The organism is Nocardia uniformis NBRC 13702 (assembly GCF_001613345.1).
Classification (GTDB): domain Bacteria; phylum Actinomycetota; class Actinomycetes; order Mycobacteriales; family Mycobacteriaceae; genus Nocardia; species Nocardia uniformis.
Genome location: NZ_BDCE01000089.1, coordinates 15982 through 41963, shown reverse-complemented (window position 1 = coordinate 41963; position 25982 = coordinate 15982). Strand labels below are relative to the sequence as shown.

Here is a 25982-nt window from a genome sequence, read left to right as displayed (position 1 = left end):
ACACCCGCGTGCTGATCGGCGCGGCCACGGCACTGGGTGGATCCGGCCCGGTTCCCGCCCCCGCCCGCATCGCCCACCGGGAACTGGCCGCGCTGCACCATGATCCGGTGATTCAGGATCACCGGATCGGCACGCAGGCGGTGCTGCCCGCGACATTCGGACTGGGCTGGCTGATCAATGTCGCGGAACGGGCGCATCCGGGCCTTCGCGTGGTGCGGGTACGGGGCTTCCAGGTGAACAAGGGGATCGTGTTCGACGACGGCCCGGATATCCCACGCTGGGTCGAACTTTCCGATGCCCGGATCGAGGGTGACCGCGTGTTCGTGGACGCCTCGGCGCGGGGCGACAGCGGCCGGACACTGCCCATGTCGCACTACGCGGCCACCCTGGAGCTGGCCGCCGCAGCGGGCAGTACGCCGATGCGGCCGCCGCGACCGTCCGGCATCGGCGCTCAGGACGGCGCGTCCATCTACACCAGCGCCACCCAATTCCACGGCCCACTACTGCAAGGTCTGCGGGAGGTCCTCGAATTCACCGATGAGCGCCTGGTCGTGCGCTGCCACCTGACCGATACCCGGGTAGCGAACGGGGCGTTCACCGGCATCCTGCACAGCCCCGTGCTGGCGGACCTATTGCTGCAGGGACCCTCCGCCCTCGGCAGTCGGCTGCTCGGACAGGCCTGCCTGCCGCTGGCGATCGGTGTCGCCGAGTACTACGCGCCGCTGCCCGGCGACGCGGACTTCGTCCTGGTTGTCGACGGGGTACGCCGAAATGCCAATGGCATCACCGCGACTGCTACGGCCACCGATGAAGCCGGCCGGGTGCTGATGCGATTCGACGAGCTGGCGTTCGTGGCGACACCGGCCATGGCAGCCAAGTTCGCCGAATCCGTGGCGCACCGGCGAGATTCGGTGGCTCACATGCCAGCGGCCCAGAGTGAAATGGAGACTGCGCCGTGATCACCGCCGAACTCGAATTCGTCGGCGAGCCGTTCGACGCGCTCGCCCTCATCTCGCCCGCCGCGATCCCGCCCGCGGACGTTCTCATGCCACCAGCGGTAACTTCACGAGCCCCGGCCGCCTCCGACAGGCCGATCTCGCCCGCGGGCGTCGCAGGCTTGGTGCGGGGCCTGCGGTTCGCCATGGTTCGCGCGCACGAACAGGTATTGCGGGCGCAAACGGCACTGCAGCTCAGGGAATTTCAAGTACATGGGGCCTTCGGTGCCACCCTGCCCGCACCCGCGGCAACGGCCCGCGTGGATACCGAGGCGAGGTTCAAACCGCTGGCCCGCACCGCCGTCACGGAGTTGGACGGCACCGCTCTTGCCCAACTGGCGGCCGGTGACATCGCGGCCGTGTTCGGTTCCCGCTACGCGCAGGATGGCGCGAATCCAGATATCCGCCTGAGCGGTACCTCGCTGGCGGCGGTGCGCGGACTGGACCTGTACGGCGGGACGCGGGGGAGAGGCGGATTCACCGCGCGCGTGCGGGCGACCGACCACGCGGCCCCCGAGCACGACGTGGTCGAGGCGGTCGTGCAGTGCGCTCAGGTGTTCGCGCTGTACACCGGCCTGCACCTGTGTCTCGCGGATGCCACCTTCGAGCGGAGCGCACCGGGACTGCCCGATCAACCGGTGGTACTCGACTACGCCGCACCGGGCGGCAGCGATATCGAGCTGAGCCTCGAGGTCACCGAAATCGACCTGGTGCCACGGCCGTATCTACGTATCGATGCGGAGGCGTCGATAGCGGGCGGCGCGGTGGGACGGGTGCGCGGCGTGACCATCGCCGTGGTGGAGAAGCCGGGCGTTCCGATCGGCCCGGAGCTCGGCGGCGTCCCCGCCCGCTGGCTCGGCCGGGTCGGCCGCTTCGGTGAGCGCGCACTGCTGAGTGAATTCCATCTCGCGCACATGTGCCGTGGTGATCAGGGCATCGGCATGGGGCCGGAGTTCACACCCAACAGCGCGCGCAAGGCGACGCGTCCGCCGGACGGCGGACTGCTGCTGGTGGACCGGTTCATGGAGATGACCGGTACCCGCGGCACGCTCGACGGTGGTTCGCATCGCACCGAATACGATTCCCCGGCCGATTCCTGGTACTACCTCGATACCGCCAATGCCTCCATGCCCAACTGCGTGTACATGGAGACCTCACTACAGGCGGCGCTATTGCTCGGCTACTACCTCGGACCGACCCTCGCCGATCCCGAGGCCACCGTCAGCCTGCGCAATCTCGGCGGTACGGCCACCGTGCTGCGCGAGGTGGATTTGCGGGACAAGACGATTGTCGAGCACTCCCAGCTGTTGTCCACCTCGCCCGTACCGGGTTCTATACTGCAAAATTTCGCCTACACGATGACCGTGGACGGCGAGCCCTTCTATTCGGGCGACACGCTTTTCGGTTACTTCAGTGACGCGGCCATGGCCAACCAGAACGGACTGGACGCCGGACGCAGCGTCCCGACCTGGCTCGACGATCAACCCACCGCACCCGCCACCCGAACAATCGACATCGCCGCCCGACGCGCCGACCCGCACGCGCGCCTGGTCTCCCGCGGCCACCTTGCCCTGCTCGACCGGGTGCGGGTTGTCGATGGCGGCGGCCGCTATGGGCAGGGGTATCTGCACGCGGTCCAGCCGATCGACCCGTCGCACTGGGTATTCGCGCGGCACTTCCGCTACGACCCGGTGATTCCCGGCTCGTTCGGCATCGAATCCTGCATTCAGGCCATGCAGGAATGGGTGTTGGACAGCGGTTTCGCCGCCGGCATGACGAATCCGGGATTCGTGCTGCCGGTCGGATTGCCGTTCACCTGGAAGTACCGGGGCCAGTTCCTGCCTACCGACGGGGAATACACCCTCGAAGTGCATGTGAAGCGGGTCGAGCAGCGGCCCGATCGGGTCCGCGTGGTCGGCGAGGCCAGCATGTGGAAGCCCGGCCTGCGGATCTATGAACTCAGCGATATCGCAGTCGAACTGCGTGCGGAAGGAGCGCTGCCATGGTGAGCGCCGAACCCACTCGAATGGCCGGTGATGTGGCGAGCGTGCGGGCCGCGCTGCTGCGTGTGGAGGATCCGTTCTTCCTGGTGCGCACCGAATCCGGTCTGGCGGCCACCAACGACCCGGTGGCCGCGCGCACCGTGCAGGTGCTCGCCGCCGTGCCACCCGGGCGACCGGAAGCACTGGGGGACGAGGCATTCCGTCGCGCACACGGCGTCCGTCAGGCGTATATGGCCGGGGCGATGGCCAATGGCATCGCGTCGGCCCGTATGGTGATCGCCCTGGCCCGCGACGGCATCCTGGCCTCCTTCGGTGCGGCCGGTGTAGTGCCCGCGCGAATCGACCAGGCGCTCACCGAGATTCGTCGCGACGCACCGGGCATGCCGTTCGCCTGCAACCTCATTCACAGTCCCAATGAGCTCGCCATGGAACGAGCCACGGTCGACCTCTGTCTGCGCCACCAGGTTCGGTGCATCGAAGCGTCCGCATTCATGAGTCTCACCCCGCAGGTGGTGCACTACCGGCTCGCGGGACTGGTGGCGCGCGAGGGCCGGGTGGCTGCCGAAAACAAGGTGATCGCCAAGGTTTCCCGGCTCGAGGTCGCCGAGTTGTTTCTGCGACCCGCGCCCGAACCGATGGTCCGGGAGCTGCTCGCCGCGGGACTGATCACCGCCGAGCAGGCCGATCTGGCCCGGCGGGTGCCGATGGCGGATGATATTACCGCCGAGGCCGATTCGGGCGGACATACCGACCGTCGGCCCCTGACCGTATTGGTGCCCGAGCTGATCGCCCTGCGCGATCGTATTCAGTCCGAACTCGGCTATCGGCAACCGGTTCGGATCGGCGCGGCGGGCGGTATCGGCACTCCCGCCGCGGCCTTCGCCGCCCTCTCCCTGGGAGCTTCGTATGTGGTGACCGGTTCGATCAATCAGGCCAGTGTCGAAGCCGCACAGTCGGAATCGACGAAGGCGCTGCTTGTCGCGGCCAATAGCGCCGATTGCGTCATGGCCCCCTCGGCGGACATGTTCGAAATGGGTGTCGAGGTGCAGGTGCTCAAGCGCGGCACCATGTTCGCGGCGCGTGCCAAGCGGCTCTACGAGACCTATCGGGCCTACGACTCCATCGAGGCCATCCCGGCCACCGAACGCTTGCTGCTGGAACAGCGAACCTTCCAGCGTCGGCTGGATGAGGTCTGGGAAGGCTGCGTCGGCTACTTCACCGAACGCGATCCCGAGCAGCTCATACGCGCCGAGCGCGACCCCAAACGCAAGATGGCGCTGATCTTCCGCTGGTATCTGGGTCTGTCCTCGGCCTGGAGCATTGTCGGCGAACCGGAGCGGGCCACCGACTATCAGGTGTGGTGCGGTCCGGCCATGGGCGCGTTCAATGCCTGGGCAGCCGGATCCTATCTGGCCCCGGCGCGCAATCGACAGGCAGCGGAGCTGGCCGCGCAGATCATGCGCGGCACCGCGGTCACCGCGCGGGTGGCCGCACTGCGCCAGGTGGGGGCGCGCCTGCCGGCCGCCGCCTGCACCTATCTGCCCGCTCCGCTGGAGGGATGATCATGACTGTCGTCCAGTCCGACCCCCGGTCCGCTGCACCCAATGACTGGCTGTTGTGCGGAGGCTGCGGGCAAATGCTGTACCGCAAGCGATTCGAGTCGGCGAGTCACGTGTGTCCGGCGTGTGGTCACCACGGCCCGCTGACCGCCGGGGATCGCCTGGATATGCTGTGTGACCCAGGCTCGATCCGGGTGTTGGAACTCGCTGTCGCCGAGACCGATCCCTTGGACTTCGTCGATACGAAGCCCTACCCGTGGCGCTTGCGAGAAGCCCGGGCGCGCACCGGGTCAGCCGAGGCGGTGGTCTGTGCCCGCGCTCGCATCGGCGGGTTCGCCGCGGTACTGGCGGTCATGGACTTCCGCTTCCTCGGCGGGAGTCTGGGCACTGCGGTCGGTGAAGCCATCACCCAGGCCGCCGAAATCGCTCTGGCGCAGCGCACTCCACTGATCCTGGTGACCGCCTCCGGCGGTGCCCGCATGCAGGAGGGCATTCTCGCGCTCATGCAGATGGCCAAGACCAGTCAGGCCCTCGGGCAGCTGGACGAGGCGGGCATTCTCACCGTCGCACTGATCACCGACCCAACCTTCGGCGGCGTCGCAGCGTCCTTCGCCACCCTCCCCGACGTGATTATCGCCGAACCAGGTGCGCGACTGGGATTCGCCGGACGCCGGGTGATCGAGCAGACCATCGGTCAGACTTTGCCCGCGGAGTTCCAGACCGCCGAATTCCTGCTCGAACATGGGGTTGTGGATAGGATCACGCCCCGCGCGGAGCTCCCGGCGACCCTGGCCCGGCTGCTGTCGGTGGCCGGGCGACGCCCAGGGGCCGTGCCGCACGAATGGCCTCGAACCGATGCGCTGGTCACCGATTACGCGCGATTGCCTGAGCGGGATACCTGGGATTGTGTGCGCGCCGCGCGCCGCTTCGGCCGCCCCAGCACCCTGGATTACATCGGGCTCATGATCGACGATTTCGTTGAACTGCACGGTGACCGGGCCTCGGCCGACTGCCCGGCGATCGTGGCCGGCCTCGGCCGACTGGCCGGGATTCCGGTCACCATCATCGGTACCCAGAAAGGGCGCAGCACAACGGAACTGGCACAGCGTAACTTCGGGATGCCGAATCCGTCGGGCTATCGCAAGGCCGCCAGGGTAATGCGGCTGGCCGCCAAACTCGGCCTGCCCGTGCTCACCCTGATCGACACCGCGGGCGCGCATCCGGGCATCGAGGCCGAGGAGCGGGCGCAGGCGGTGGCCATTGCCGAGAACCTGCGGCTGATGGCGAGTTTGCCGATTCCGGTGGTCGCGGTGATCACCGGTGAGGGTGGCAGCGGTGGCGCACTCGCCCTGGCCGTCGCCGATCGGGTGCTCATGTGCGCCAACGCCGTGTACTCGGTGATCAGTGCCGAAGGCTGTGCGTCGATTCTGTGGAAGACTCCGGCCGAAGCGCCCAGGGCCGCAGCGGCTCTCCGCGTCGACGCGCGGTCGCTGTTGGAACTCGGCGTCATCGACGGCGTGATAGAGGAGCCCGGTTCGGGCGCGGAGACCGACCTCATCGCGGCGGCGGCGAACGTGCGCTCCGCCTTGACCGAGTGCCTCGACGAGTTGCTCCCGCAGGATCAGATGACCCTGATCGCCACGCGCCACGCGCGATTCCGCCGCTTCGGCGCAGACAGTGCCGTGCTCGCCGACGGTCCGGCCGAGCAGCCTCGTTTTCTCGAAAAGGATGTGCAATGACCCTGCCGAACCTCGATACCGTGGACACCATCACCGCGTTGACCGACAGCGTGCTCGCGGTGGCCGCGCGGGCGGATCGCCCGCCACTCTCGATTCGAGTGTCGGCCAGTGACTTTCAGATCGAGGCGGGCTGGGCGGAACACCCGGTCGCAACGGCCGCCGTGCCCCGGCAGCAGCCGATCGCCGCCACCTCGAACGGCAGTGCCGTGCACACTGTTGCCGCTCCGATCGCCAGTGGCGCGGACACCGCCCCCGCCGATACCGACAGCGGATCCGCCACGTTCCTGCTGACCGCTTCGATGGTCGGCGTCTTCTATCACGCCGCCGAACCGGGAGCCGATCCCTTCGTCACCGTGGGCGCCACTGTGGTGCGGGGCCAGCAGATCGGCATTATCGAGGCGATGAAACTCATGGTCCCGATCGAGGCGGATCGGGCTGGAGTGGTGGCGGAGATCCTGGTCCCCGACGCCACCGCGGTCGAATTCGGTCAGCCGTTGCTCCTGCTGCGCGAGGCCGACCGGTGATCACCTCGGTCCTCATCGCCAACCGGGGCGAGATCGCGCTGCGCGTTGCCCGAACCTGCCGTGAGCTGGGCCTGCGTTCGATCGCGGTCTACACCACGGCCGATGCCGACAGCGCGGTGGTCCGCTGCGCCGATGCGGCGATCCGCATCGGATCCGGCCCGGCGAAGAACAGCTATCTGCATATCCCGGCGCTCATCGAGGCCTCTCGCATGTCCGGCGCGGATGCCATCCATCCGGGCTACGGCTTCCTCTCCGAGGACCCGGACTTCGCGGAAGTGTGTGCGGCCGAGGGGATTACCTTTATCGGTTGCCCCGCAAAGGTATTGGCCGAACTCGGCGACAAGGCCCGCGCCCGCGCCACCATGCTCGAAGCGGGACTGCCACTGCTACCGGGCAGCCGGGATCCGATCACCGATCCGGCCGCGGCCGCCGCCTTCGCGGCCGAGATCGGCTACCCGGTGATCGTCAAGGCGGTCGCCGGCGGTGGCGGTCGCGGTATGGCGGTGGTGCACCATCCGGCCGCCTTCCCCGAGGCATTCGCCCGCACCCGTGCCACCGCTGTCGCGGTATTCGGCGACGGGCGGCTCTACATCGAGCGCTATCTGGAATCGGCTCGGCACGTGGAGATTCAGGTGCTGGCCGATCAGCACGGGACCGTGGTGCACCTCGGCGCTCGCGACTGCTCACTGCAACGCCGCCATCAGAAGCTGGTGGAGGAATCACCTGCGCCCGGCATCGCGGCCGATGTGCTCGACCGGATGGGCGCGATGGCGGTGCGCGGCGCGCTCGTCTCCGGCTATGTCGGCGCGGGCACCTTCGAGTTCCTGCTCGATCCCAGCGACCACCGCTTCTACTTCATGGAGGTGAATTGCCGTCTGCAGGTGGAACATCCGGTCACCGAAATGGTGACCGGCATCGATCTGGTGCACGAGCAGATCCGCATCGCCGCGGGTGAACCGCTCGGATACGCGCAGGAAGACATTGCGCCACAAGGCGTTGCCCTGGAATGTCGCATCAATGCCGAGGACCCTGCCCGTGACTTCGCCCCGACTCCCGGTGAGCTCACCGAGTGTGAACTCCCCGGCGGTCCGTTCGTGCGGGTCGATACCCACGCCCGCCTCGGCTACCGCGTGCCCGCACTCTACGATTCCCTGCTGGCGAAAGTCATTGTCTGGGCACCGGATCGAGTCATGGCCATCGCGCGCATGCGGCGCGCGCTGCACGAACTCCGGATGGGTGGACCCGCGGTGTCGACCACGGCCGAATTCGTGGACGGTCTGCTCGATCACGAGCGTTTCCGGGAGGTCCGCCACGACACCGCCATGGTCGCCACGCTCGCCTGATCGAGAACTCGCCCTGTCGTCGGAACCCTTATGTCCAGCCACTTGGAACAGGGCATTGCCTCTGTTCGCTGCTATCGACGCCCTGGAGGATCTGAATAAACGGCCGGCCCGCCTCGACGCTGAGGCGGGCCGGCCGTTTCTGTGTCGGAAGGGCTGCTGGGCTCTACCGACCTTCCCGCACCCATTCGGCGAAGCGCGCGCCGAGCGACGGGCTGTCCTTGATCCAGGCGAAGTGGTCCAGATTCTCCAGGCCGGAGTCCGGGCCCAGATGCCACCGGGTGAGCTGTGCGGCCTTCAGGCGGCCGGCGAGGTGGTCCACGGTCGACTTCGGGCCCAGCGGGTCGGACTCGAAGGAGACCATGAGGGTGCGCAGCGGCGAATCACCGAGGAGGCGATCGTAATTCAGCTTCGTGCCCGCCGGCCGGTAGCGGCCGGTCAGGGCGTGCCAGGACCAGTCGACCATGACGCCGCCCGCCATCGGGCCGCCCATTACCTTGCCGCCGGGCCAGATACCGCGCAGACGCGAGACCACGCCGACGTACTGGCTGCCGTACAGGACCGAGGCCCAGCGCTTCGGGTCGAAGGCGCGCCAGTAGACGACTCCGGTGGCGATGGTGATGACACCGGCGAGCTGGTCCGGATGCGCCGCACCGTAGAGCAGCGAGAGTTGGCCGCCGAGGCTGTGCCCGACCAGGAAGATCGGCGCCTCCGGGAAACGGTCGTGCAGCGCGTCGAGAATCGCGGGCAGATCCGCCTCGAGCATCTGCCGGTAACCGTAGTTGCGCGCCTCGCCCAGCGGCGGGGTGCTTTCCCCTTGGGCGCGCAAATCCACTGTTGCCGAGGAGAATCCGGCCTCATGCAGGGATTTGGCGAGCGGCAGATAGAACTTCGCCTTCAGGGCGATGGCGGGCAACACCAACATGACCGGTGCGGTCGGGTCGGTGGCGGGCAGTAACCGAACGACGAACGAGGCTGCCTCGGAGACATCGGACTTCGGCACCGTGACCGGCAGTGCCTCCAAGGTGGAGAACTCCGAAGGGCGTTCACTGTTCGGGCGTGGTGCCGCATCGGAAACCGGGGTTTTACCGGGTGTGGACATATGTATCAGCTCCTGGTTCAGACGACCGTGGATGACGGGGCGGCGAGCTTGGTGACGTACTGGAACGAAACCTTGCCGACGAGCACGTCATTGGCGTCGTAGAGCATCGCCCGGGTGTCCACGTCGAACTTGCCCTGCTCGGTGCGCTCGGCAATGGCGCGCACATCGCGCGGATCGACGGTGCCGATGGCGCGGATCCGTCCGACGGCGGGTTTGAAGAACGCGGCGTGTGAGTCGCGCACCACCATCCACTCGACCGCACCCAGGTCGGGGGCAGCCGCGCCGACGAAGGCCACCGCACAGGCGATATCGGCGGCCAGGTACAGCGCCGCCGCGTGCACCGTCTTGACGTGATTGCGCAGGTCCGGGTTGTCCGGTACCACGGCGAGCGCGTGGTCGGCGTCCAGTTCGGTGACCTGGACCCCGGTGAACACACCGAACGGCACGGCCGCATTGGCGATCTCGGTGAGCTTGGCGAAATCCGGGTCTTCGGTGGCGAATGGCACGAACGGCGCGAACGCGCGGTCGAAGAACGACGTCTCGGTCATTTTTTCTGTCCCAACTGCGTCGAATCGATGGTTCTGGCAACAGCTTTCGATTCGCAGTATGTCCGGGCGCGAGGTCTGGAACGGGTCCCGATTGGGAAGTCCTATCGCCATCCATGGACCTGTGGAACGTCACCGATCGGCGGGGTGGTCCGTCGGTAGTGTCCGGACTGACCGTAGGGAGGACAGACACCATGCTCTGGGACGCGATCAGCAGTGCGGTGACGCCGCGTACGGTGCTGCACCTCCCGACGGAGGGACAATCGATTCCGGTCTCGCGAATTCTGCGCGATGCCGAAACGGCCGCCGCGATCATCGACGGCGACCGTCGGGTCGGTGTGCTGATGACCAATGGCGAACCGTGGTTGCGCGGCCTGCTGGCGTGTCTGCGCACCGGAGCCGCGGCGGTTCCGATCGCCCTGCCGGGAGCATTCGGCAGCGGCGGCGCGTATCTGAATCACCTGCGTCGCATCATCGACGACGCCGAGCTGGACACGCTGCTGGTCGACGATTCCGGCACCCGGTTGTTGAAACGGCTCGACGGCGACCTCACGGGCGTTCGGATTCGCGATATCACCGAAGCAGTCGACCCGGATGCCTTGCGGCGGACTCGGACCCGGGGCCCGGACGAATTCGCCGTTATCCAGTACACCTCCGGCAGCACTTCCGCCCCGAAGGGCGTCGCGCTCACCGCCGCGAATATCGTGGCCGGACTGGAGGTCATCGCCGATGCCGCCGCCTGGACCGGCGAGGACTGCATGGGGCTGTGGCTGCCGCTGTTCCACGATATGGGCCTGTTCGCCACTCTTGTCAGCCTCGTTCACGGCACGCCGGTATGCCTTTGGCGTCCAGCGGATTTCGCCCGCGACCCCCGGCGCTGGCTGAACGAGTGCGCGGCATCGCCTACCACTGCGGTGCCCATGCCGGACTTCGGCTATCGAACTCTCGCGACCGCGTTCCGGGACGGGGTACCCGCCGAAATGGATCTCTCCCGATGGCGGCTGGCCTTCAACGGTGCCGAGCCGGTGCAGATGGAGACCATTCGGGAATTCACGGAAGTCTTCGCGCCCAACGGATTCCGCCCGGCGGCCATGCGCCCCTGCTACGGCATGGCCGAAGCCACCCTCATGGTGACTTGCCAGGCACCGGGGTCGCTGCCACGGGCGCTGACCGTGGACCGATTCCGGCTCGGCCCCGGAGATACGGCTCGGTCGGTGCCCGAGAACTCCGACGCCGCGCGAACGGTGGTGAGCGCGGGCCGTGCTGCCGGCCAAATGCGCTGGCGCGTAGGTGAATCGGGTCGCGTGGGGGAAATCGAGGTATCCGGTGCCGCGGTCATGGGCGGCTATCTGGGCGTTCCGGATGCCGGGCAACCGTTCACCGGCGATGGCTGGCTGCGTACCGGCGACCTCGGTTTCGAGCACGGCGGCGAGCTCTACATCGTCGGTCGAGGCAAGAACATGATGATCCAGCACGGGCAGAACTACTACGCCGAAGACATCGAGGAGATCGTCCGGCGCTTCCCGGACGCGGACACCGGTCGCTGCGCCGCGATCGGCATCACCGGACCCGAGGCCGAATACATTGCCGTCCTGCTCGAAACACCACTCGCTCCGGAGGCGGCCGACGACTTGGCCGCGGACGTCGAATCGGCGATCCGGGCGGCACTGGGGCCCGATATCGCCCGGGTGTATCCCGTTGCACCCAAGACGATTCCTTACACCAGCTCCGGCAAGGTGCGCCGCCAGGCGGCCCGCGAGCTGTGCTGTCGCATCACAGAGGAAGGCGCGCTCGCATGAACGCGGAAACCGTGGAAGCTGCCCTCGTCGTCGCGTTCGCGACCCGGCTGGCACTGGACCCCGCCGAAGTCGAACCGGACCAGGCGATCGTCGACTTACCCGGCATCGACTCGCTCGCCATGCTCCGCGTCATCGTGGACGTCGAAACGGTCCTCGGCATACAGGTTCCCGACGACACCGCCTATGCCGCGACCACCGTGCGGCAGCTCGCGAAACTCATCGCGGAGCAGGCGTGAATCTCCGATTCGTACAGACGCCGGCCGATCTGGCAGTCTTCGACACCACCGTCGCGGAGGCGGCCGAACTACTGGGGTTCGACACCGCACAGGTGGCGGCACTGGCGTCGGATGGGTTACAGCACCGGCTCGATCCCCTGCGAGGCCTGCTGTTCGACTACGCCGATGTGGTCAATGCCGGTGCCTGCTCGCACAGTGGACTCACCGTACCCGAACTGGCACAGCGGCTGCTGCTGCGGTTCGCCGCCGGTACGCCGCAGTCGTGGCTGCGGCCGGTCACCTGGACCATCACGGTGCATTTGCCCGTGGGGCGGCGGGGTGCTCTGGCCGCCGCCGTACCCGATCTGCGGGCCGACGGGATCGAGGCCCTCGATGCTGCGGACTCCGACATCCCGGCCCCGACCGTGCCGACGGGTCGCCAGAGCGAACCGTATCGGGTCCGAGTGCGACTCTCCGGTGAGCGATATGACATCGAGAATATCGGTGTCCGTGAGGTATTCGATGAGCACCTCGACGCCTTCACATCCGGGAGGGTCGTCTACCAGACCATTGCCGAGAGTCTTCGAGCCGACCACCGGCGGGCGTGGGATCTGGGTATCGCCGACTGTGTGGTGGCGAGCGCGGTACTCGCGGACAGATTGCGGGACAGTGGATTACGCGCCAGAACCCGTCGCGGCTATCTGCTCGGCCTGCTCGGCAGCGACCACGCCTGGACCGAGGTGCACGAACAGGGACGCTGGAGGCCCCTGGATGTCGTCTTCGCGCACCTGGCGGCCGAGGATGCCGACGAGTTCCGGCAAGCCTGCTGCGGCAGTCGCTTGAACCGCTTGCTGCCGTGCGCTGTCGAGGCGGGCGCTCCGCTGGTGATCGATGCCGACGGCGGGCCGGGACCGAAATGGGCGTTCGCCGGAGTGACCTCGCGCATGGAATCCGCTGCGGTGACGGGAGTCCGGTGATGAATAGCGGGAGTTCACCGAGCGAGGCCGAGCGGATGGCCGCACTCGGCGGGAGCTGGTCGCTCGAAACCGGTGGAGCGACGGTATTCAGCTGGGACTACGACGCCGGGAACGAACGGCTGCTCGCCCTGTACGGGAAGGGCAAGCAACGGCAGTGGGACGCTGAGGTCCGGCTGGACTGGTCGCATGAGGTTGATCCGGACAATCCGATCGGCATGCCGGACGAATTCGTGTGGATCGCCGACTCGGACCTCTGGCGGGCGCTACCGGAAACCGAGCGGATCACCGTGCGGCAGCACCTGGCGGGCTGGTTGTATTCCCAGTTCCTGCACGGCGAGCAGGGTGGGCTGGTCTGTGCCGCGAAAGTGGTGCAGACCGTGCCGGATATGGATGCCAAGTTCTATGCCGCCACCCAGGTTATGGACGAGGCCCGTCATGTCGAGGTGTATCAGCGGATGCTGGACACCAAAATTGGTGTGCGGTACGGCATGTCGACCCCGCTGCGCGGTCTGTTCGAAACCATTGTCCGCGACAGCCGCTGGGATATCACCTATCTCGGCGTGCAGGTGCTCATCGAGGGACTCGCGCTCGCCTCGTTCAGCATTCAACGCGACCGCCTGCGAGATCCCCTGGCCCGCACCCTGAACGCCTACGTGCTGCAGGACGAGGCCCGTCACGTCGCGTTCGGTCGCCTCGCGCTGCGCGATTTCTACCGCCAGCTCACCGACGCCGAACTACGTGAGCGCGAGGAATTCGCCATCGAGGCGTGCTGGACCCTGCGTGACCGTTTCGCCGGTGAGGATATGTGGCGCAACCTCGATTACGGAGCCGAGGAGTGCATCGCGCTGGCCCGGCGCTCGCCCGCCATGCGGGAATTCCGCCGCCGGCTCTTCTCCCGGATCGTCCCGACGCTGCGCGATATCAACCTGTTCGGGCCGCGCATGCAGCAGGCGCTGCGGGATCTCGGGGTCCTCGGCTTCAGTGACATCGACGGTGCCGCGATCAATGCCGAGGATGAACGGCTTGCCCGGGAGATCGACCGCCAGGAGCGCCGGGTCCGGGGCAGGGAAGTGGCCGACACCATCGCTGCGGGAAAGGAAGACATCGCATGACCACACCGACCGAGGAAACCGACCTCTTCGCAATAAGCACTGCCACCGCCGTCGAGATGCTTCGCGGCGCACCGTGGCAGCGGATGGTGACGCTCGGAGACAGTGTCGCGGAGGGCATTCGGGAGCCGCTGCCGGGATTCGCCGACCTGTCCTGGTCCGAACGCATCGAAACCGCCCTGCGCGAAATCCAGCCGGAATTCACCTCGATCAATCTCGGCAGGCGCGATCTGACCACCGCGGAAGTACGCGCGACCCAACTCGATGCCGCACTGGAGTTCGGACCGGATCTGGCCTTCGTCGCCTGCGGTGGCAACGATATGCTCCGCCCCGGATTCGATGCGGCGCGGGTGCGCACGGATCTGACGGCCATCGTCTCCGCACTGCGTGACCAGGGCGCGGATGTGGTGACGTGCGGACTGCTCGACCTCACCCAGGCGGAACTGGTGCCCGCGAAGTACGCGCGGTCGGTCAGTGCCGCCACACGTGCGCTCGCTCACCTCACCGAGGAGGTGTCACGCGAACTCGGGGCCATCTTCGTGCAGTTCCTGGACCATCCGCTGACCGCCGACCCGAGCATCTACAGCAGCGACAAACTGCACTTCAATACTCGGGGCCACGCGTTCTCCGCGGCACTGAATATTCAGGCACTGGCTCGTCACCTCGCCGGAACGCCGCGCTGATGTCCGCCGATGCGCTGACGCGCCCCATCGACATGTCGACGTCCCTGCCACCGGGCCGTTTCGAATTCAGCCACGCCGCTGCCGCCGAAGCCGACCGGGTACTTGCCTCGGGTACCGACGCGGTGTGGCGTGAACTACTCATGGAGCAGGAGAACGAAGCGTCGGTACTCATTGCCCGGCGGATCATCGCCGCATTCCTCGCGGCCGCCCCGCTGCCCGCCGCGCGTGACACCACGGCCGAGGACATCGCGGGCGAAGTCGCCACTGCCCGGATCCGGTTGCGCCCCCTGATCGATACCCTGCGCGCCTGCGATGCGGAGACCAGGCGAATCGTCCTGCGCCAGCGTGCGCCGATCGCCCTGCTGGACGGGTGCTGGAACGACACGGTCTCCCAGCCCGCGACGCAGCCGTCCGCACTTGTCAATCAGTTGGTGGCACACAGCTTCTTCCGGCACGGGGCCGGAGAACCCGGCAATGCGATAGGACAGCTCCGCCGTCGTGCCCTGGCCGCAGCGGGGGTCTTTCTCCCCGAAGTCACCGCCCGTGAATTCCTGAGCGTCACGCAGGCTCGTCCATTGACCGTGCACAGTGCCTCGTTCTATCTCGCCCTGAGCCGCCTGCCCGCCAACTTCCTGCCCGAGATCATCGCGGTGCACTACACATTCGGCATGATGGGTGTGGATGATCGCCTGCTCGACGTAGGCAGCGGTCCGCGACCGAATCTCGATCGGATCATTGCGGACTTTCTCGGCTACGCCCGAATGTCCGGCACCGCGGCAACGGACGTGCCACGGCTGCTGCGCGCCATCCGTCTGGTCATCCGGCTCGAGACCGAGCACGTCGGCGCGCTGGTGGACCTGGCGCAATGGCACGGCCGTCTCTCCCTGGACGAGCGGGTGGGCCAGATCATCACCCGGCACGCGCGCTACGCGGGTAGTCAGCACGGCGGCGTGCGCATCGGCGGGCGGAAACTGTCGGACACCCTCGCCGATCCGGAACTCGATGTCGCGCGGTTCGTTTCGCAGTTGCGCGGTTCTCGCCAACTGCGGCCGGGACCGGCGGGTGGCAATCGGCTGCTGGACTCGATCAAGTTCGGCGGGCCGATGTTCGGCATCTTCGACGATGCCGAAGCGGAGGTGCTCACGGCGTGGTCGAAGGCCGTCGCGGTGGGTGAACCCGCCGGTCCGGCGGCCGGTGCCTGCACCGCCGGCGACGACGCGGCGCGGAATTGGGACACCGCCATCGCTGCCTACCGTCCGGCGGACGTGGAACTGGTGACGGTGGACCCGCGAGACGCGGCGCGGTGGAAGCCGCGAGAGTTGTTCCACCGCCTGGTGAATATCGAGAAATATCCCGGCACCATCACCCGGGCACGCGACTACACCGACCAGGTACTCGAGCGGGCGGAGTTGCTCTTCACCGGTGGTTCGAGTGGCCGCTTCACCGATGCCAGCTGGTTCGAATACAGTGCCGGCGCACTGCTGGAGCGGGTCGAGGATATCTACTGGGCAAAGCTGGTCGGCCCGTACCGGCCACTCGATGAGATACCCGATCGCGACGCGGTGATCGAGAACCAGAAGAGATACGCGCTCGCCGCGCTCGTCGACGGCGCGTGGATACATCGCATCGGCAATGTCGGACGAGTCGACCGGCCCGGTGTGGCCGCCGTGCACGCGATCCACGCCGACGAGATGGGTCGCGGTGATCTGGCGAAGAACCACATCACCCTGATCAATCGGGTGCTCGCGAGCATGTCGATCGAGCTGCCGCACATTCGGGAGCGGGCGTTCATCGAAGAGCGAGTACTGCCCGAGCTGCCCTACGCCTTCGCGAATCACCAATTGAGCCTCGGGCTGTTCCCGGATAGCCGCTATCCCGAAATTCTCGGATTCACCCTCGGCATAGAGCTTTTCGGACTCGGCGAAGTGCGGCTGCACGAGATTCAGAAGCTGCGTCACCACGGCCTCGACACCTGTTACGAGGAAGCGCACCTGACCATCGACAATGTGTCCGCCGGACACGCCCGGCAAGCCGTCGACATCATCAATGGCTATCTGGACTCGGTCGCGCGGAACGCGGGCTCGGCGGCGGTAGCGGGGGAGTGGCGTCGAGTCTGGCGCGGGTACGCCTCCTTCGCCCTGTTCGTCGAGGCGGATCTGATGCGAAAGCTGATGGTCCGTAATGCGAACTGAGGTACGCCGTCCCGCCTTCGACCCCGGCATTCTCGCCCTGCCGTTCTACGACCGGACCCATCGCGCCATTGCCGAATCGGTGGACGAGTGGTGTGCGGAGCAGGGCGAGCTCTGGGTACGTGCCCGGACCGCAGCTCCGGATCTGTCGGGCACCAGCATTATTCGTGAGCTCGGCGCGGCAGGGTGGCTGGCGGCTCTGGACCCGGCCGCAGCTGCGAGCGCACCGGGATCGGATTGGCGTGGCCTGTGCCTGATGCGCGAAATCCTGGCCTACAGCGAAGATCTGGCCGACTACGCGTTCTCGGTGCAGGCCTTGGCCGCCACTCCGATTCGGCGGCACGGTAGCCCCGATCAACAAGTGCGATGGTTGCCGCCGATGGCGCGCGGTGAGGTGATCGGTGCCTTCGCGCTCTCCGAGGACCAGGCCGGCTCGGACGTCGCCGCCATCGAACTGCGCGCCGAAACCCATTCCGGTGGTTATCTTCTCAACGGCCACAAAGCCTGGATCGCCAATGGCACGCTGGCCGATGTGTTCTGCGTGATCGCCCGGACGGGTGGTCCGGGTGCGTTCGGCCTGACCGCCTTCCTGGTTCCCTCGGGTACCCCGGGGCTGCGGACGCAACCGATCGATATGGTGGCCCCGCGGGCCTTCGCCCGTGTGGAGTTCGCGGACTGCCACGTTCCCGCCGACGCCGTCCTGGGCGGCCTCGGCGGCGGATTCATTGTCACCATGGATCTGCTCGAACGATTCCGCATGACGGTCGGCGCGGCGGCGATCGGCTTCGCGCGCCGGGCCGCCGACGCGGCTCTCGACCACGCACGCGACCGAAAAGCATACGGCGGCACGCTATTCGACCTGCCGACGGTGCGCGCCTCGCTCGCCGACGCGGAAGTCGCTCTCAATGCGGCGGCGCTGCTGGTCGCCCGGGCTGCCTGGGATGCCGACCACAACGCTCCGCACTTCGCCAGACAGGCGGGTATCGCGAAGCTCTACGCCACCGAGAACGCGCAACACATTGTCGATACCGCCGTCCAGATCCGCGGTGCGTCCGCGTTGGTCAAGGACAGCGTGACCGAGCGCCTCTACCGGCAGATCCGATCCCTGCGCCTCTACGAGGGCGCGTCGGAAGTGCTGCGCGCCACGATCGCCGAAACTCTCGGGCATCGAACGGCCAGTGCCGGAACGGTTCCGGCGGAAAGCGGGGCAGCCCATGCCGGACCATGAACCGCGCCCCGCGCATTTTCGCTGCGTCGGCATCGGGGTGGGGCCCGCCAACCTGTCCCTGGCGTCGCTGCTGCACGCGGATTCCGACGTGCCGAATCTGTTTCTCGACCGCAACGACCGATTCGGCTGGCACGACGGTCAACTCGTGGGCGGGGCGACGCTGCAGGTATCGCCACTGAAGGATCTGGTCAGCCTGACTGACCCCACCAATCCCTTCTCGTTCCTGAACTACCTGCACGAACAGGGCCGGATCTACCACTTCCTGAACGCGCGATTTGAGATCATGCCCCGGCGCGAATACCGGAACTACCTGGAATGGGCGAGCGGCCGCAATCCGAACGTCGTATTCGGGGAGGCGGTGATAGCCGTGCATTTCGACGGGACCTTCACACTTCGCACCGACCGGCGCACGCTGTCGGCCGACAATATCGTCGTAGGTGTCGGGTCGAGACCCTGGGTTCCCGAGTTCGCTCGCGGTGGCCTCGGCGACAGCCACTTCCACGTCGCGGATTTCACCGGCAAGGCGGCAGCACTCGGTGGGCGCAGCGTCGTCGTGATCGGCGGCGGGCAATCGGGTGCGGAAGCCGTGCTGGACCTGATCTCCCGCAACGGTCCGGAGCTGCCCCGCGAAACAGTGTGGGTTTCGCGGCGGCGCAACTTCTTCCCGATCGATGACTCGCCGTTCACCAACGAGTTCTTCATGCCGTGCCACTCCGACTACTTCTACAACCTCGAAGCCGCGTCCCGGGCGGTGTTCAATCGGGACCACGTGCTGGCCAGTGATGGCATCTCCGAGCACCTCGCGCACGAGATCTACCAGCGCCTGTACGTGCACCGATTCGTCGAACAGCGGGAACAGACGATCGGCCTCTACCCGAATCGGGAGGTGGTCGACGTGACCCGGGAGGGCGACCGGTGGTTGGTCGCGGTCCGGCACCGGGAAGAGGCGGACCAGGTCGAGTATTTCGAGGCGGATGCCGTCATCTGGGCCACTGGGTACCGGAGCGATCGCCTGGATTTCCTCGCGCCGCTGGCCGATCGGCTCGAGCGTGTGGGCGACGAATTCGCGGTCGACGAGGACTTCGCCGTGCGCTGGGACGGCCCGTCGGATCGCAATATCTTCCTGCAGAACGCCGTCGCCCACCAGCGTGGCCTGGCCGATCCGAATCTGAGTCTGAATTCGTGGCGCAGCCAGCGGATTCGCGATCGAATCCGAGGGACCCGAAGCCGAGATCAGCTGGCGGCCTTCGTCGAATGGTCGACGAAACCCGGAAGGTCGATGCCGGTATGACGGACTCGATCAGGGCGGATGTGGCGATTGTCGGTGCCGGAGTGATCGGATGCCTGATCGCGCGGGAATTGTCCGTGCGTCGGCCCGATCTCGATATCGTGGTTGTCGACCGGGGTGGCATCGGTGGCGGAGCCAGCCGATACTCGGCCGGACTGGATATTCCACGCGGCGATAGCGAACGGGTGCGCCGCATGGCCGCCTATGGTCAGCGTTATTTCGCCGGTACCCGGTGTGTGCTGCCCATGACCGTAATCGCGCACCGTACAAGGGAATCCGATGTTCGAGAGCGGTATCTCGAGGATGCCGGATCGCAGCAGACGCTCCCGGTGCACCGCGGACTGTTCGATATCCCGTCCGGGCACATCGCCTGGTATGGCGAGTGCGCGTACACCGACGTACACGCCTTTGCTCAGCAAGTCGCGCGCGAGGTCCGATCGCGCGTGCGCATCCACGAAGGCGTCGCGGTGCTCGGTGTCGAGCCGCGTTCGGATGGAATCCGGTTGCGGCTCGGTACCGGGCGGAGCGTCCATGCCGGTCGGGTCGTACTGGCTCCGGGGCCCTGGACCGGCTCGCCCGAATGGACGACGTTCATCCGCCCCTTCGGCATTCGCGTCAAGCGGGTTGTCGCACTCCACCTCGACCGGGTCCCCAACGAGGGTGACCCCGCTGCCGTCTTCGACACCGAGGACGCCTTCCTACTGCCGATGCACCGTCGTGGTCACTGGCTCCTGAGCTACACCAGCGAGGAGTGGGACGTCTCACCCGACCGACCCGGGACCGGGCTGACTGCGGCGGATCTGGCTGCCGGACATCGAATTCTGGAGAAGTACGCGCCGCAGCTGATCGCGTCCACTGTCTCCGGTCGCGTGTTCTGCGACGCCTACAGCCCCGACCGCGAGCCACTGGTCCGGAGTTCGCCGGCCGACCCGCGAGTCGTGTTCGCCGGTGCCGCCAATGGATCCGGCTATCGCCTCGGCCCGGCAATAGCCGCCGAGACGACAGATCTGCTCGAGGCCCTATCCGGGGCCGATGTCGAACGGGAGCACACCGCATGATCATCCGCCGGTATCGGGCCGAGGCACTCGGCGACAGCTTCGGCATTCAGATGGGTGGTATCGACGGCCTTGGTACCGCGGCGGCCTGGGGGCGCGTGCCGCCGGGTGGGAAGACGGAGGTGCACCGGCACGACGAGAGCGAGCAGATCACCATTATTTCCGGGGATGGCGAGTTCCTCGTCGACGATCGGCGGATACCGGCGGGCCCCGGCACCGTAGCGGTGTTCGCGCCGTTCGAACCGCACGTACTCGGAAATGTCGGCGATGGCGAGCTGGTCTTTCTCACCCAGTACTGGCGCGACGCCGCCGAGGTGAACGACGCGGTGCGTGGCGAAGGGCGCGTTGACCAGGCTCGCCCGATCTTCGTCTTCTCCACACCGCCGACACCCAACGGGGATCTGCACCTCGGGCATCTCTCCGGGCCCTATCTCGGTGCCGACGCCTACGTTCGGTATCAGCGTATGAACGGTGCGCGAGCCTGGCATCTCACCGGAAGTGATGATTTTCAAAGCTACGTAAGGGATTTGGCGCGCCGGGAACAGCGTGCGCCGGACGAGATCGCCGCGCATTTCAGTGCGGAGATCGCGGCGACGCTCGCGCTGATGGATATCGAACCCGATCAGTACACCATCACCGGGACCGACCCGGACTATCGCCGTGGATTGCGGGAGTTCTTCTCGAAACTCGTCGCGTCGGGACGGATCGAGCCGGTGGCGGGTCCCGCTCTGGCTGATCCCGAGAATGGCGCGTACCTCTACGAGGTCGACGTCGCGGGTGGTTGCCCGGTATGCGCCTCGGCGACGCGTGGCAATATCTGCGAAGAGTGTGGCGAGCCCAATGCGGTGGTCGACCTGCTCGGTCCGATCAGCGTGGCATCCGGTCTATTGCCCGTCCCCAGTACCGTCACCCGATTCATGTTGCCGCTGCACGCATTTCGCGAAGCGGTGCTACTTCACCACCGCTTCGGGCGAGTGCCGGCACGTCTGCGGCAATTGGCCGACCGGGTGTTCCGTCGCGAGCGGCTCGATATCGCGGTCACCCACCCGAGTGACTGGGGCGTGTCGCCGTCGGAATCGGAGGGGGCCGGACAGGTGGTCTGGGTCTGGCCGGAGATGTCCTACGGATTCCTGCACGGCATCGGGCGGCTGGCCGAACGGCTCGGTGAGGACTGGAAAGCCAATGCGCCACAGCCTGAGTGGAAGCTCGTGCACTTCTTCGGCTACGACAACAGCTTCTACCACTGCATCCTCTTTCCCGCCCTGTACTCGCTCGCGTTCCCCGCCTGGCAGCCCGAGATCGACTATCACGTGAACGAGTTCTACCTGCTGGAGGGCAAGAAGTTCTCCACCAGTCGCCGACATGCGATCTGGGGCAAGGAAATCCTGTCCCCGGACAGTGCCGACGCGGTGCGGTACTTTCTCGCCGCCACGCGCGCCGAACGCACCCGAACCAACTTCACGACCGCGGACTACGAGCGAGTCCTCCACGAGCAGCTCATCGGCATCTGGCAGCGCTGGCTCGTCGACCTGGGGTGCCGGGTCACGCAACTATTCGGAGGCCGCGCGCCCGAAGCGGGGAACTGGACCGCGGAGCACCTCGCCTTCCTGCGCCGCTTGTACCTTCGCCTCGACGCCACCACGGCGAGCCTGGAACCGGACGGCTTCTCCCTGCGCGCGGCGGCCGCCGAAATCGACGGCCTCGTCGGCGACGCGGTGCGGTTCGCCGCCGAAGGCGATCGGCTCGGCGGTATCGGAACGCTGGACAGCGAGGTTCGCACCTCGATCGTCCTCGAGCTGACAGCCGCGAAACTGCTTGCGGCGGTGTCCGCGCCGATCATGCCGCGATTCGCCGCCACAGTGGATGCCGCGCTGGGCGGACGCGGTCTCCGGGACTGGCCGAACACGATCGAGCCGGTGCCGGCCGGTACTTCGATCGCCCTGTCCGACGCGGTGTTCTTCCGCCCGTCCCTCGATGCCGCCGCGGTCCCGGTCGCCGATGCGGTGTCATCGTGATCAACGCCATCATTGCCACCCCACCCACCGGTGGGAGCATTCATATCGCGATATCGACCGCGTGGCACAGCATCTCACTGCGAGAGCTGTATGAGCGCGCGGGCCGGGTGGCGGCATACCTGGTCGCCCTCGGAACAGATTCCGGTGATCGCATCGGAATACTGTCGTCGAATCGGCTGGAGTGGGTGCTGCTCGACCTCGCGGCTTTGCGGCTCGGAGTTGAGACGGCTGGACTGGAACCTGGAAAATTCGAGCCGACCAGTGAGCTGCTCGCTCGGTACGACCTGAAGGTGCTCTTCACCGACACACCCGTCGATCTGCCCGGAATTCTGGCCATCAGCGATATCGAAAACCACTCGGACAGTGCGCGATCAGAAGTATGGCCGCCCGTCAGCTATGCGCCCGAGGACATCACAACTATCAAATTCACCTCCGGTAGCACGGGCGTACCCAAGGGACTGGCCGCTACGGCGGGCAGTATCGACAGCTCCGTGACGGCAATCCAGCAGATGTTCGACCATGGTCCCGGCGACAATCTGCTGGTCTTCCTGCCACTGTCGTTGCTGCAGCAGCGCTATTGGATCTACTCGGCCCTGGCCTACGGACACGATGTCACCCTCTGCACCTACACGTCGGTCTTCGCCGTCATGGCATCGGTACGGCCGACGGTCGTCATGGGCGTACCCGCCTTCTTCGAGGCCGCGCGCCGCGAGATCGAGCAGTCGGCCGCCGAGATCGACACCGACAGTGCGGATGAGGCACTGCGCGCGGCGGCGAACGAATTGTTCGGCGGGTGCATTCGATACCTCTGGACGGGCTCCGCTCCGGCCGGAAGCGCGCTGCTGGATTTCTATGCCTCGGTGGGGCTTGCGATCTTCGAGGGATACGGCCTCAATGAAACCTGCATCGTGGCGAAGAACTCTCCCGGTGCGGCGCGCGCAGGCAGTGTCGGCCGCGTCCTGTCCGGAAAGACGGTTCTCATCGACTCGGAGGGAATCGTTCGGGTCCGCAGCGAGTATCCGGTCAGCCATCGGTACCTGTACGCCGAACCCGGTGCCTCGGATCGGGTGTTCCGCGGCGACAACACCGTGATCACCGGGGATGTGGGCTATCTGGACAGCGATGGATACCTGTATATCCTCGGGCGCGCCGATGACACGATCGTGCTCGACAATGGCCGCAAGATCGTTGTCAGAGCCATCGAAGAGCGCCTCGTCGGTGTCGGAACAACAATCACCGAATGCGTCGTATTCTGCCGTGCGCAAACCGAATTGGTGGCGGTCGCGTCCTCGGACCGCCTACCGGCGGATCGCGACGCCGTCGCCGCCCAGCTCGCCGCCGCCAATCTCGGCGCGCACCGCGATGAACGTATCTCGCGGGTCGTCGTCGCCGACGAGCCGTTCAGCATCGGCAACGGTCTGCTCACATCCCAATACAAGCCACGCCGACAGCGCATCTACACGCGTTTCGAAGCCGGGCTGACGAACCCGGAGGAGGGTATTCATGCATGCTGACATAGCAGAGTTCACGCGCCGCAGACTCGCGGCGCTGACCGCCGCCGACGTGACACCGGGGGAGCTGGACCCGGACGTCGACCTGGTGCGGTCCTACGGTCTGACCTCACTGAACAAGGTTGTGCTGCTCACTTCGGTGTGCCGCCGGGCCGGAGTCGACCTCACCCTGCTCAGCGATGACGATCTCGCGCAGATGCTGACCCTGCGCGAAATCATCGACACCATCGCGCGGTACGTACCCGAAGGCGGAAACGCATGAGCTGGGTAGTCCTCGGACATCAGGTGCTGGAGAATGATCATGTCCGGTTGCAACCGATTTCCGCAGGCGATCGCGAGGCCATGCATGCCGTCGCCATGGACCCCGAGATCTGGCGCTACTTCGTCACGCTGATCGAAACTCGCGCCGATTTCGACGAGTACTTCGACGCGTGTCTCGACGACGACCGCGAGGGGCGACGCGTGGTGTACGTCCTCACCGACAAGGGCAGCGGCCGAGTCGCCGGGAGCATGAGCTTCGGCAATCTCGCCGAACCCGCCGCCCGGCTCGAGATCGGGTGGTCCTGGCTGGGGCACGATTTCCGCGGCGCGGGTCTCAATCGGTGGGCCAAACTCCTCCTGCTCGAGCATGCGTTCGACACGATGGGAGCACATCGGGTCGAATTCAAGACCGATCAGCTGAATATGCGGGCCCGCAGTGCTTTACGCAATATCGGTGCGACCGAAGAGGGCACCCTGCGCAGCTTCGATTTCATGCCGGGCGGGCGCCGTCGCGACGCCGTCTACTACAGCATCCTCGCCGTGGAATGGCCGGCTATCCGGCAGGTGCTCATATCCCAACCGAAGGTCGAGCCCGCCATCTCTTCGATATGACCGACTCACAGCAGGTTCCCGTAATCGACTGTGCCGGTGACTCGTTCACCATCGGATACCAGCATGGGTCGCGATTGGCACCGCGACTGCGCTCCTTCCTCGACGATTCCCTGTGCCGGCTCAACCGTGTCCTGCCCGCCCAGGTCACCCTGTCCGGTTTGCGGCCCGAGATCGCCGCCTACCGCAATGCGACAACCTCCGCACTGCCCGATCTGGCGGAAGAGGTTCGTGGGCTTGCCGAAGGTGCGCGCATCACCACCGAGGAAGCGTGGCTGCTACAGATCCGCCGCGAGCTCATGGGTTACCGAAGGGTGCCGACCGGGGGAGACTGCACCACCTATTCCCGAGTCGAAACCGCGACGCACCCAACCCTGCTCGCCCAGACCGTAGACCTCAATGGCGACCTCGACGACCACATCGCGGTGTTGCGAATCCGCCACCACGATTCCGCACGCCAAGTGCTCCTACTGAGCTTCGGCGGACTGCTCGGATACTTGGGCATCAACAGTGACGGCCTGGCCATCGGGCTGAACCTGGTCCTCGGCGGCGACTGGCAGCCGGGGGTGCCCCCATACCTGGCCATCCGCCACCTGTTGGACACCTGCGCCACCGCATCGCAGGCCGTCGACCGACTACGCACCCTGCCCCTGGCAGGCTCCCGATCCCTCACCATCGTCGATCCCCATGATTCCAGGTGTCTCGAGGCCCTGAACAACGACATTCGCCTCGTAACCCATGGCGATTCGGTCCACACCAACCATTTCCTACACCCCGATTTCGCCGATCACGACGAGCTCAATATCTTCGCCCGCAACTCCTCGGCCCGCCGCCTCGACACCTGCACCGCCGCACTGGACGTCCTCCCGTCCACCGCGGCCATCGCCGATCACTTCGACCTCCTGTGCAGACCACCCATTCGCATCCCCGACCACGGCGACATCCAACGCGAACGTACCGTGGCAGCAGTCGTCCTCATCCCGGACCGTCGCCGACTACACCTTCGCCCAGGCGACCCGTTTCACACCGAAACCTTGACGTTCGCACTGTAAGGCCACGTCGAGTCGACGCGACCTGTCTGCGCTGCCGCCGTGGGCATTCGGCGCATGCTTGCTGGGAGGGTTACAGGCGGCGTGAAGTCGGTGTCCGGGCGGCGCACGTTGAGAAGATCCCAGTAACCGTTCATCGAGTCCATACCAACAGGCAGAGTTCGGGGATCAGTCAGGGCTGAGCTCG

At 66.6% G+C, this 25982-nt stretch carries 22 protein-coding genes; 20 read left to right on the top strand and 2 right to left on the bottom strand.

Going from position 1 to position 25982, the window contains the following annotated elements:
• The 6 genes from NU1_RS32660 to NU1_RS32635 form a co-directional block, all read left to right on the top strand.
• Window positions 1–959 (top strand): polyketide synthase dehydratase domain-containing protein (locus tag NU1_RS32660; RefSeq protein ID WP_174565952.1); only part of this gene is annotated, 959 nt, incomplete at its 5' end.
• Window positions 956–3004, top strand: coding sequence for a hotdog family protein (locus NU1_RS32655; protein WP_212761166.1), 2049 nt, complete (start codon window positions 956–958; stop codon window positions 3002–3004). The genes NU1_RS32660 and NU1_RS32655, both read left to right, overlap by 4 nt.
• A complete protein-coding gene (locus NU1_RS32650) occupies window positions 2998–4560 on the top strand; it encodes a PfaD family polyunsaturated fatty acid/polyketide biosynthesis protein (protein WP_067527350.1) in 1563 nt (520 codons plus the stop codon). Before NU1_RS32655 ends, NU1_RS32650 begins: the two co-directional genes overlap by 7 nt.
• 2 nt (window positions 4561–4562) lie before the next feature.
• Window positions 4563–6296, top strand: a complete 1734-nt coding sequence (gene accA, locus NU1_RS32645; protein ID WP_084522022.1) for an acetyl-CoA carboxylase carboxyl transferase subunit alpha — start codon at window positions 4563–4565, stop codon at window positions 6294–6296.
• Window positions 6293–6820 carry an acetyl-CoA carboxylase biotin carboxyl carrier protein gene (locus tag NU1_RS32640; RefSeq protein WP_067527345.1) on the top strand — a complete coding sequence of 176 codons (528 nt, stop codon included), beginning with the start codon at window positions 6293–6295 and terminating at the stop codon, window positions 6818–6820. The genes accA and NU1_RS32640 overlap by 4 nt, the downstream gene beginning before the upstream one ends.
• The gene (locus tag NU1_RS32635) at window positions 6817–8163 is read left to right on the top strand and encodes an acetyl-CoA carboxylase biotin carboxylase subunit (RefSeq protein WP_067527343.1); all 1347 of its coding nucleotides are present in this window, start codon (window positions 6817–6819) and stop codon (window positions 8161–8163) included. The genes NU1_RS32640 and NU1_RS32635 overlap by 4 nt, the downstream gene beginning before the upstream one ends.
• A gap of 163 nt (window positions 8164–8326) precedes the next feature.
• Here the strand turns inward: NU1_RS32635 and NU1_RS32630 are convergent, their stop codons facing one another.
• Together NU1_RS32630 and NU1_RS32625 are read right to left on the bottom strand one after the other, a co-directional pair.
• Window positions 8327–9262, bottom strand: a complete 936-nt coding sequence (locus NU1_RS32630) for an alpha/beta hydrolase family protein (RefSeq protein WP_084522020.1) — start codon at window positions 9260–9262, stop codon at window positions 8327–8329.
• A 17-nt stretch (window positions 9263–9279) separates the two neighbouring features.
• Entirely contained in the window at window positions 9280–9810 is a 531-nt protein-coding gene (locus tag NU1_RS32625) for a PaaI family thioesterase (protein WP_067527341.1), read from the bottom strand.
• A gap of 191 nt (window positions 9811–10001) precedes the next feature.
• Here NU1_RS32625 and NU1_RS32620 point away from each other — a divergent pair, with 191 nt between their 5' ends.
• From NU1_RS32620 to NU1_RS32555, 14 genes are read left to right on the top strand one after another with little or no spacing between them, the layout of a single operon-like run.
• A complete protein-coding gene (locus NU1_RS32620; RefSeq protein WP_067527339.1) occupies window positions 10002–11606 on the top strand; it encodes an AMP-binding protein in 1605 nt (534 codons plus the stop codon).
• Window positions 11603–11842 carry an acyl carrier protein gene (locus tag NU1_RS32615; protein ID WP_067527337.1) on the top strand — a complete coding sequence of 80 codons (240 nt, stop codon included), beginning with the start codon at window positions 11603–11605 and terminating at the stop codon, window positions 11840–11842. The genes NU1_RS32620 and NU1_RS32615 overlap by 4 nt, the downstream gene beginning before the upstream one ends.
• Entirely contained in the window at window positions 11839–12798 is a 960-nt protein-coding gene (locus NU1_RS32610; RefSeq protein ID WP_067527335.1) for a transglutaminase-like domain-containing protein, read from the top strand. The genes NU1_RS32615 and NU1_RS32610 overlap by 4 nt, the downstream gene beginning before the upstream one ends.
• Window positions 12798–13910 carry a diiron oxygenase gene (locus NU1_RS32605; RefSeq protein WP_084522019.1) on the top strand — a complete coding sequence of 371 codons (1113 nt, stop codon included), beginning with the start codon at window positions 12798–12800 and terminating at the stop codon, window positions 13908–13910. Before NU1_RS32610 ends, NU1_RS32605 begins: the two co-directional genes overlap by 1 nt.
• Window positions 13907–14590 (top strand): SGNH/GDSL hydrolase family protein, encoded by a 684-nt coding sequence (locus NU1_RS32600; protein WP_067527333.1) that lies wholly within the window; start codon window positions 13907–13909, stop codon window positions 14588–14590. Before NU1_RS32605 ends, NU1_RS32600 begins: the two co-directional genes overlap by 4 nt.
• On the top strand, window positions 14590–16782 hold the full coding sequence (locus NU1_RS32595; protein WP_084522018.1) for an iron-containing redox enzyme family protein: 2193 nt from the start codon (window positions 14590–14592) through the stop codon (window positions 16780–16782). The genes NU1_RS32600 and NU1_RS32595 overlap by 1 nt, the downstream gene beginning before the upstream one ends.
• Window positions 16772–18007, top strand: a complete 1236-nt coding sequence (locus NU1_RS32590; RefSeq protein WP_067527331.1) for an acyl-CoA dehydrogenase family protein — start codon at window positions 16772–16774, stop codon at window positions 18005–18007. Before NU1_RS32595 ends, NU1_RS32590 begins: the two co-directional genes overlap by 11 nt.
• The gene (locus NU1_RS32585; protein WP_067527357.1) at window positions 17994–19298 is read left to right on the top strand and encodes a lysine N(6)-hydroxylase/L-ornithine N(5)-oxygenase family protein; all 1305 of its coding nucleotides are present in this window, start codon (window positions 17994–17996) and stop codon (window positions 19296–19298) included. The genes NU1_RS32590 and NU1_RS32585 overlap by 14 nt, the downstream gene beginning before the upstream one ends.
• Window positions 19295–20353 (top strand): NAD(P)/FAD-dependent oxidoreductase, encoded by a 1059-nt coding sequence (locus NU1_RS32580; protein ID WP_212761167.1) that lies wholly within the window; start codon window positions 19295–19297, stop codon window positions 20351–20353. The genes NU1_RS32585 and NU1_RS32580 overlap by 4 nt, the downstream gene beginning before the upstream one ends.
• Window positions 20350–22365: a class I tRNA ligase family protein gene (locus NU1_RS32575; RefSeq protein ID WP_067527327.1), complete on the top strand. Its 2016-nt coding sequence runs from the start codon at window positions 20350–20352 to the stop codon at window positions 22363–22365. Before NU1_RS32580 ends, NU1_RS32575 begins: the two co-directional genes overlap by 4 nt.
• Window positions 22362–23879, top strand: a complete 1518-nt coding sequence (locus NU1_RS32570; RefSeq protein ID WP_170264158.1) for an AMP-binding protein — start codon at window positions 22362–22364, stop codon at window positions 23877–23879. The genes NU1_RS32575 and NU1_RS32570 overlap by 4 nt, the downstream gene beginning before the upstream one ends.
• Window positions 23869–24138 (top strand): phosphopantetheine-binding protein, encoded by a 270-nt coding sequence (locus NU1_RS32565; RefSeq protein WP_067527325.1) that lies wholly within the window; start codon window positions 23869–23871, stop codon window positions 24136–24138. The genes NU1_RS32570 and NU1_RS32565 overlap by 11 nt, the downstream gene beginning before the upstream one ends.
• Window positions 24135–24749 carry a GNAT family N-acetyltransferase gene (locus tag NU1_RS32560; protein ID WP_067527323.1) on the top strand — a complete coding sequence of 205 codons (615 nt, stop codon included), beginning with the start codon at window positions 24135–24137 and terminating at the stop codon, window positions 24747–24749. The genes NU1_RS32565 and NU1_RS32560 overlap by 4 nt, the downstream gene beginning before the upstream one ends.
• On the top strand, window positions 24746–25798 hold the full coding sequence (locus NU1_RS32555) for a C45 family autoproteolytic acyltransferase/hydrolase (protein ID WP_067527321.1): 1053 nt from the start codon (window positions 24746–24748) through the stop codon (window positions 25796–25798). The genes NU1_RS32560 and NU1_RS32555 overlap by 4 nt, the downstream gene beginning before the upstream one ends.
• The last annotated feature ends 184 nt before the right edge of the window (window positions 25799–25982 follow it).

Coding starts and splice junctions, on each gene's coding strand:
- NU1_RS32630 (WP_084522020.1), bottom strand. CDS start 9,262: ATGTCCACACCCGGTAAAACCCCGGTTTCCGATGCGGCACCACGCCCG.
- NU1_RS32605 (WP_084522019.1), top strand. CDS start 12,798: ATGAATAGCGGGAGTTCACCGAGCGAGGCCGAGCGGATGGCCGCACTC.
- NU1_RS32615 (WP_067527337.1), top strand. CDS start 11,603: ATGAACGCGGAAACCGTGGAAGCTGCCCTCGTCGTCGCGTTCGCGACC.
- NU1_RS32560 (WP_067527323.1), top strand. CDS start 24,135: ATGAGCTGGGTAGTCCTCGGACATCAGGTGCTGGAGAATGATCATGTC.
- NU1_RS32590 (WP_067527331.1), top strand. CDS start 16,772: ATGCGAACTGAGGTACGCCGTCCCGCCTTCGACCCCGGCATTCTCGCC.
- accA (WP_084522022.1), top strand. CDS start 4,563: ATGACTGTCGTCCAGTCCGACCCCCGGTCCGCTGCACCCAATGACTGG.
- NU1_RS32650 (WP_067527350.1), top strand. CDS start 2,998: ATGGTGAGCGCCGAACCCACTCGAATGGCCGGTGATGTGGCGAGCGTG.
- NU1_RS32640 (WP_067527345.1), top strand. CDS start 6,293: ATGACCCTGCCGAACCTCGATACCGTGGACACCATCACCGCGTTGACC.
- NU1_RS32600 (WP_067527333.1), top strand. CDS start 13,907: ATGACCACACCGACCGAGGAAACCGACCTCTTCGCAATAAGCACTGCC.
- NU1_RS32575 (WP_067527327.1), top strand. CDS start 20,350: ATGATCATCCGCCGGTATCGGGCCGAGGCACTCGGCGACAGCTTCGGC.
- NU1_RS32625 (WP_067527341.1), bottom strand. CDS start 9,810: ATGACCGAGACGTCGTTCTTCGACCGCGCGTTCGCGCCGTTCGTGCCA.
- NU1_RS32565 (WP_067527325.1), top strand. CDS start 23,869: ATGCATGCTGACATAGCAGAGTTCACGCGCCGCAGACTCGCGGCGCTG.
- NU1_RS32595 (WP_084522018.1), top strand. CDS start 14,590: ATGTCCGCCGATGCGCTGACGCGCCCCATCGACATGTCGACGTCCCTG.
- NU1_RS32555 (WP_067527321.1), top strand. CDS start 24,746: ATGACCGACTCACAGCAGGTTCCCGTAATCGACTGTGCCGGTGACTCG.
- NU1_RS32580 (WP_212761167.1), top strand. CDS start 19,295: ATGACGGACTCGATCAGGGCGGATGTGGCGATTGTCGGTGCCGGAGTG.
- NU1_RS32585 (WP_067527357.1), top strand. CDS start 17,994: ATGCCGGACCATGAACCGCGCCCCGCGCATTTTCGCTGCGTCGGCATC.
- NU1_RS32620 (WP_067527339.1), top strand. CDS start 10,002: ATGCTCTGGGACGCGATCAGCAGTGCGGTGACGCCGCGTACGGTGCTG.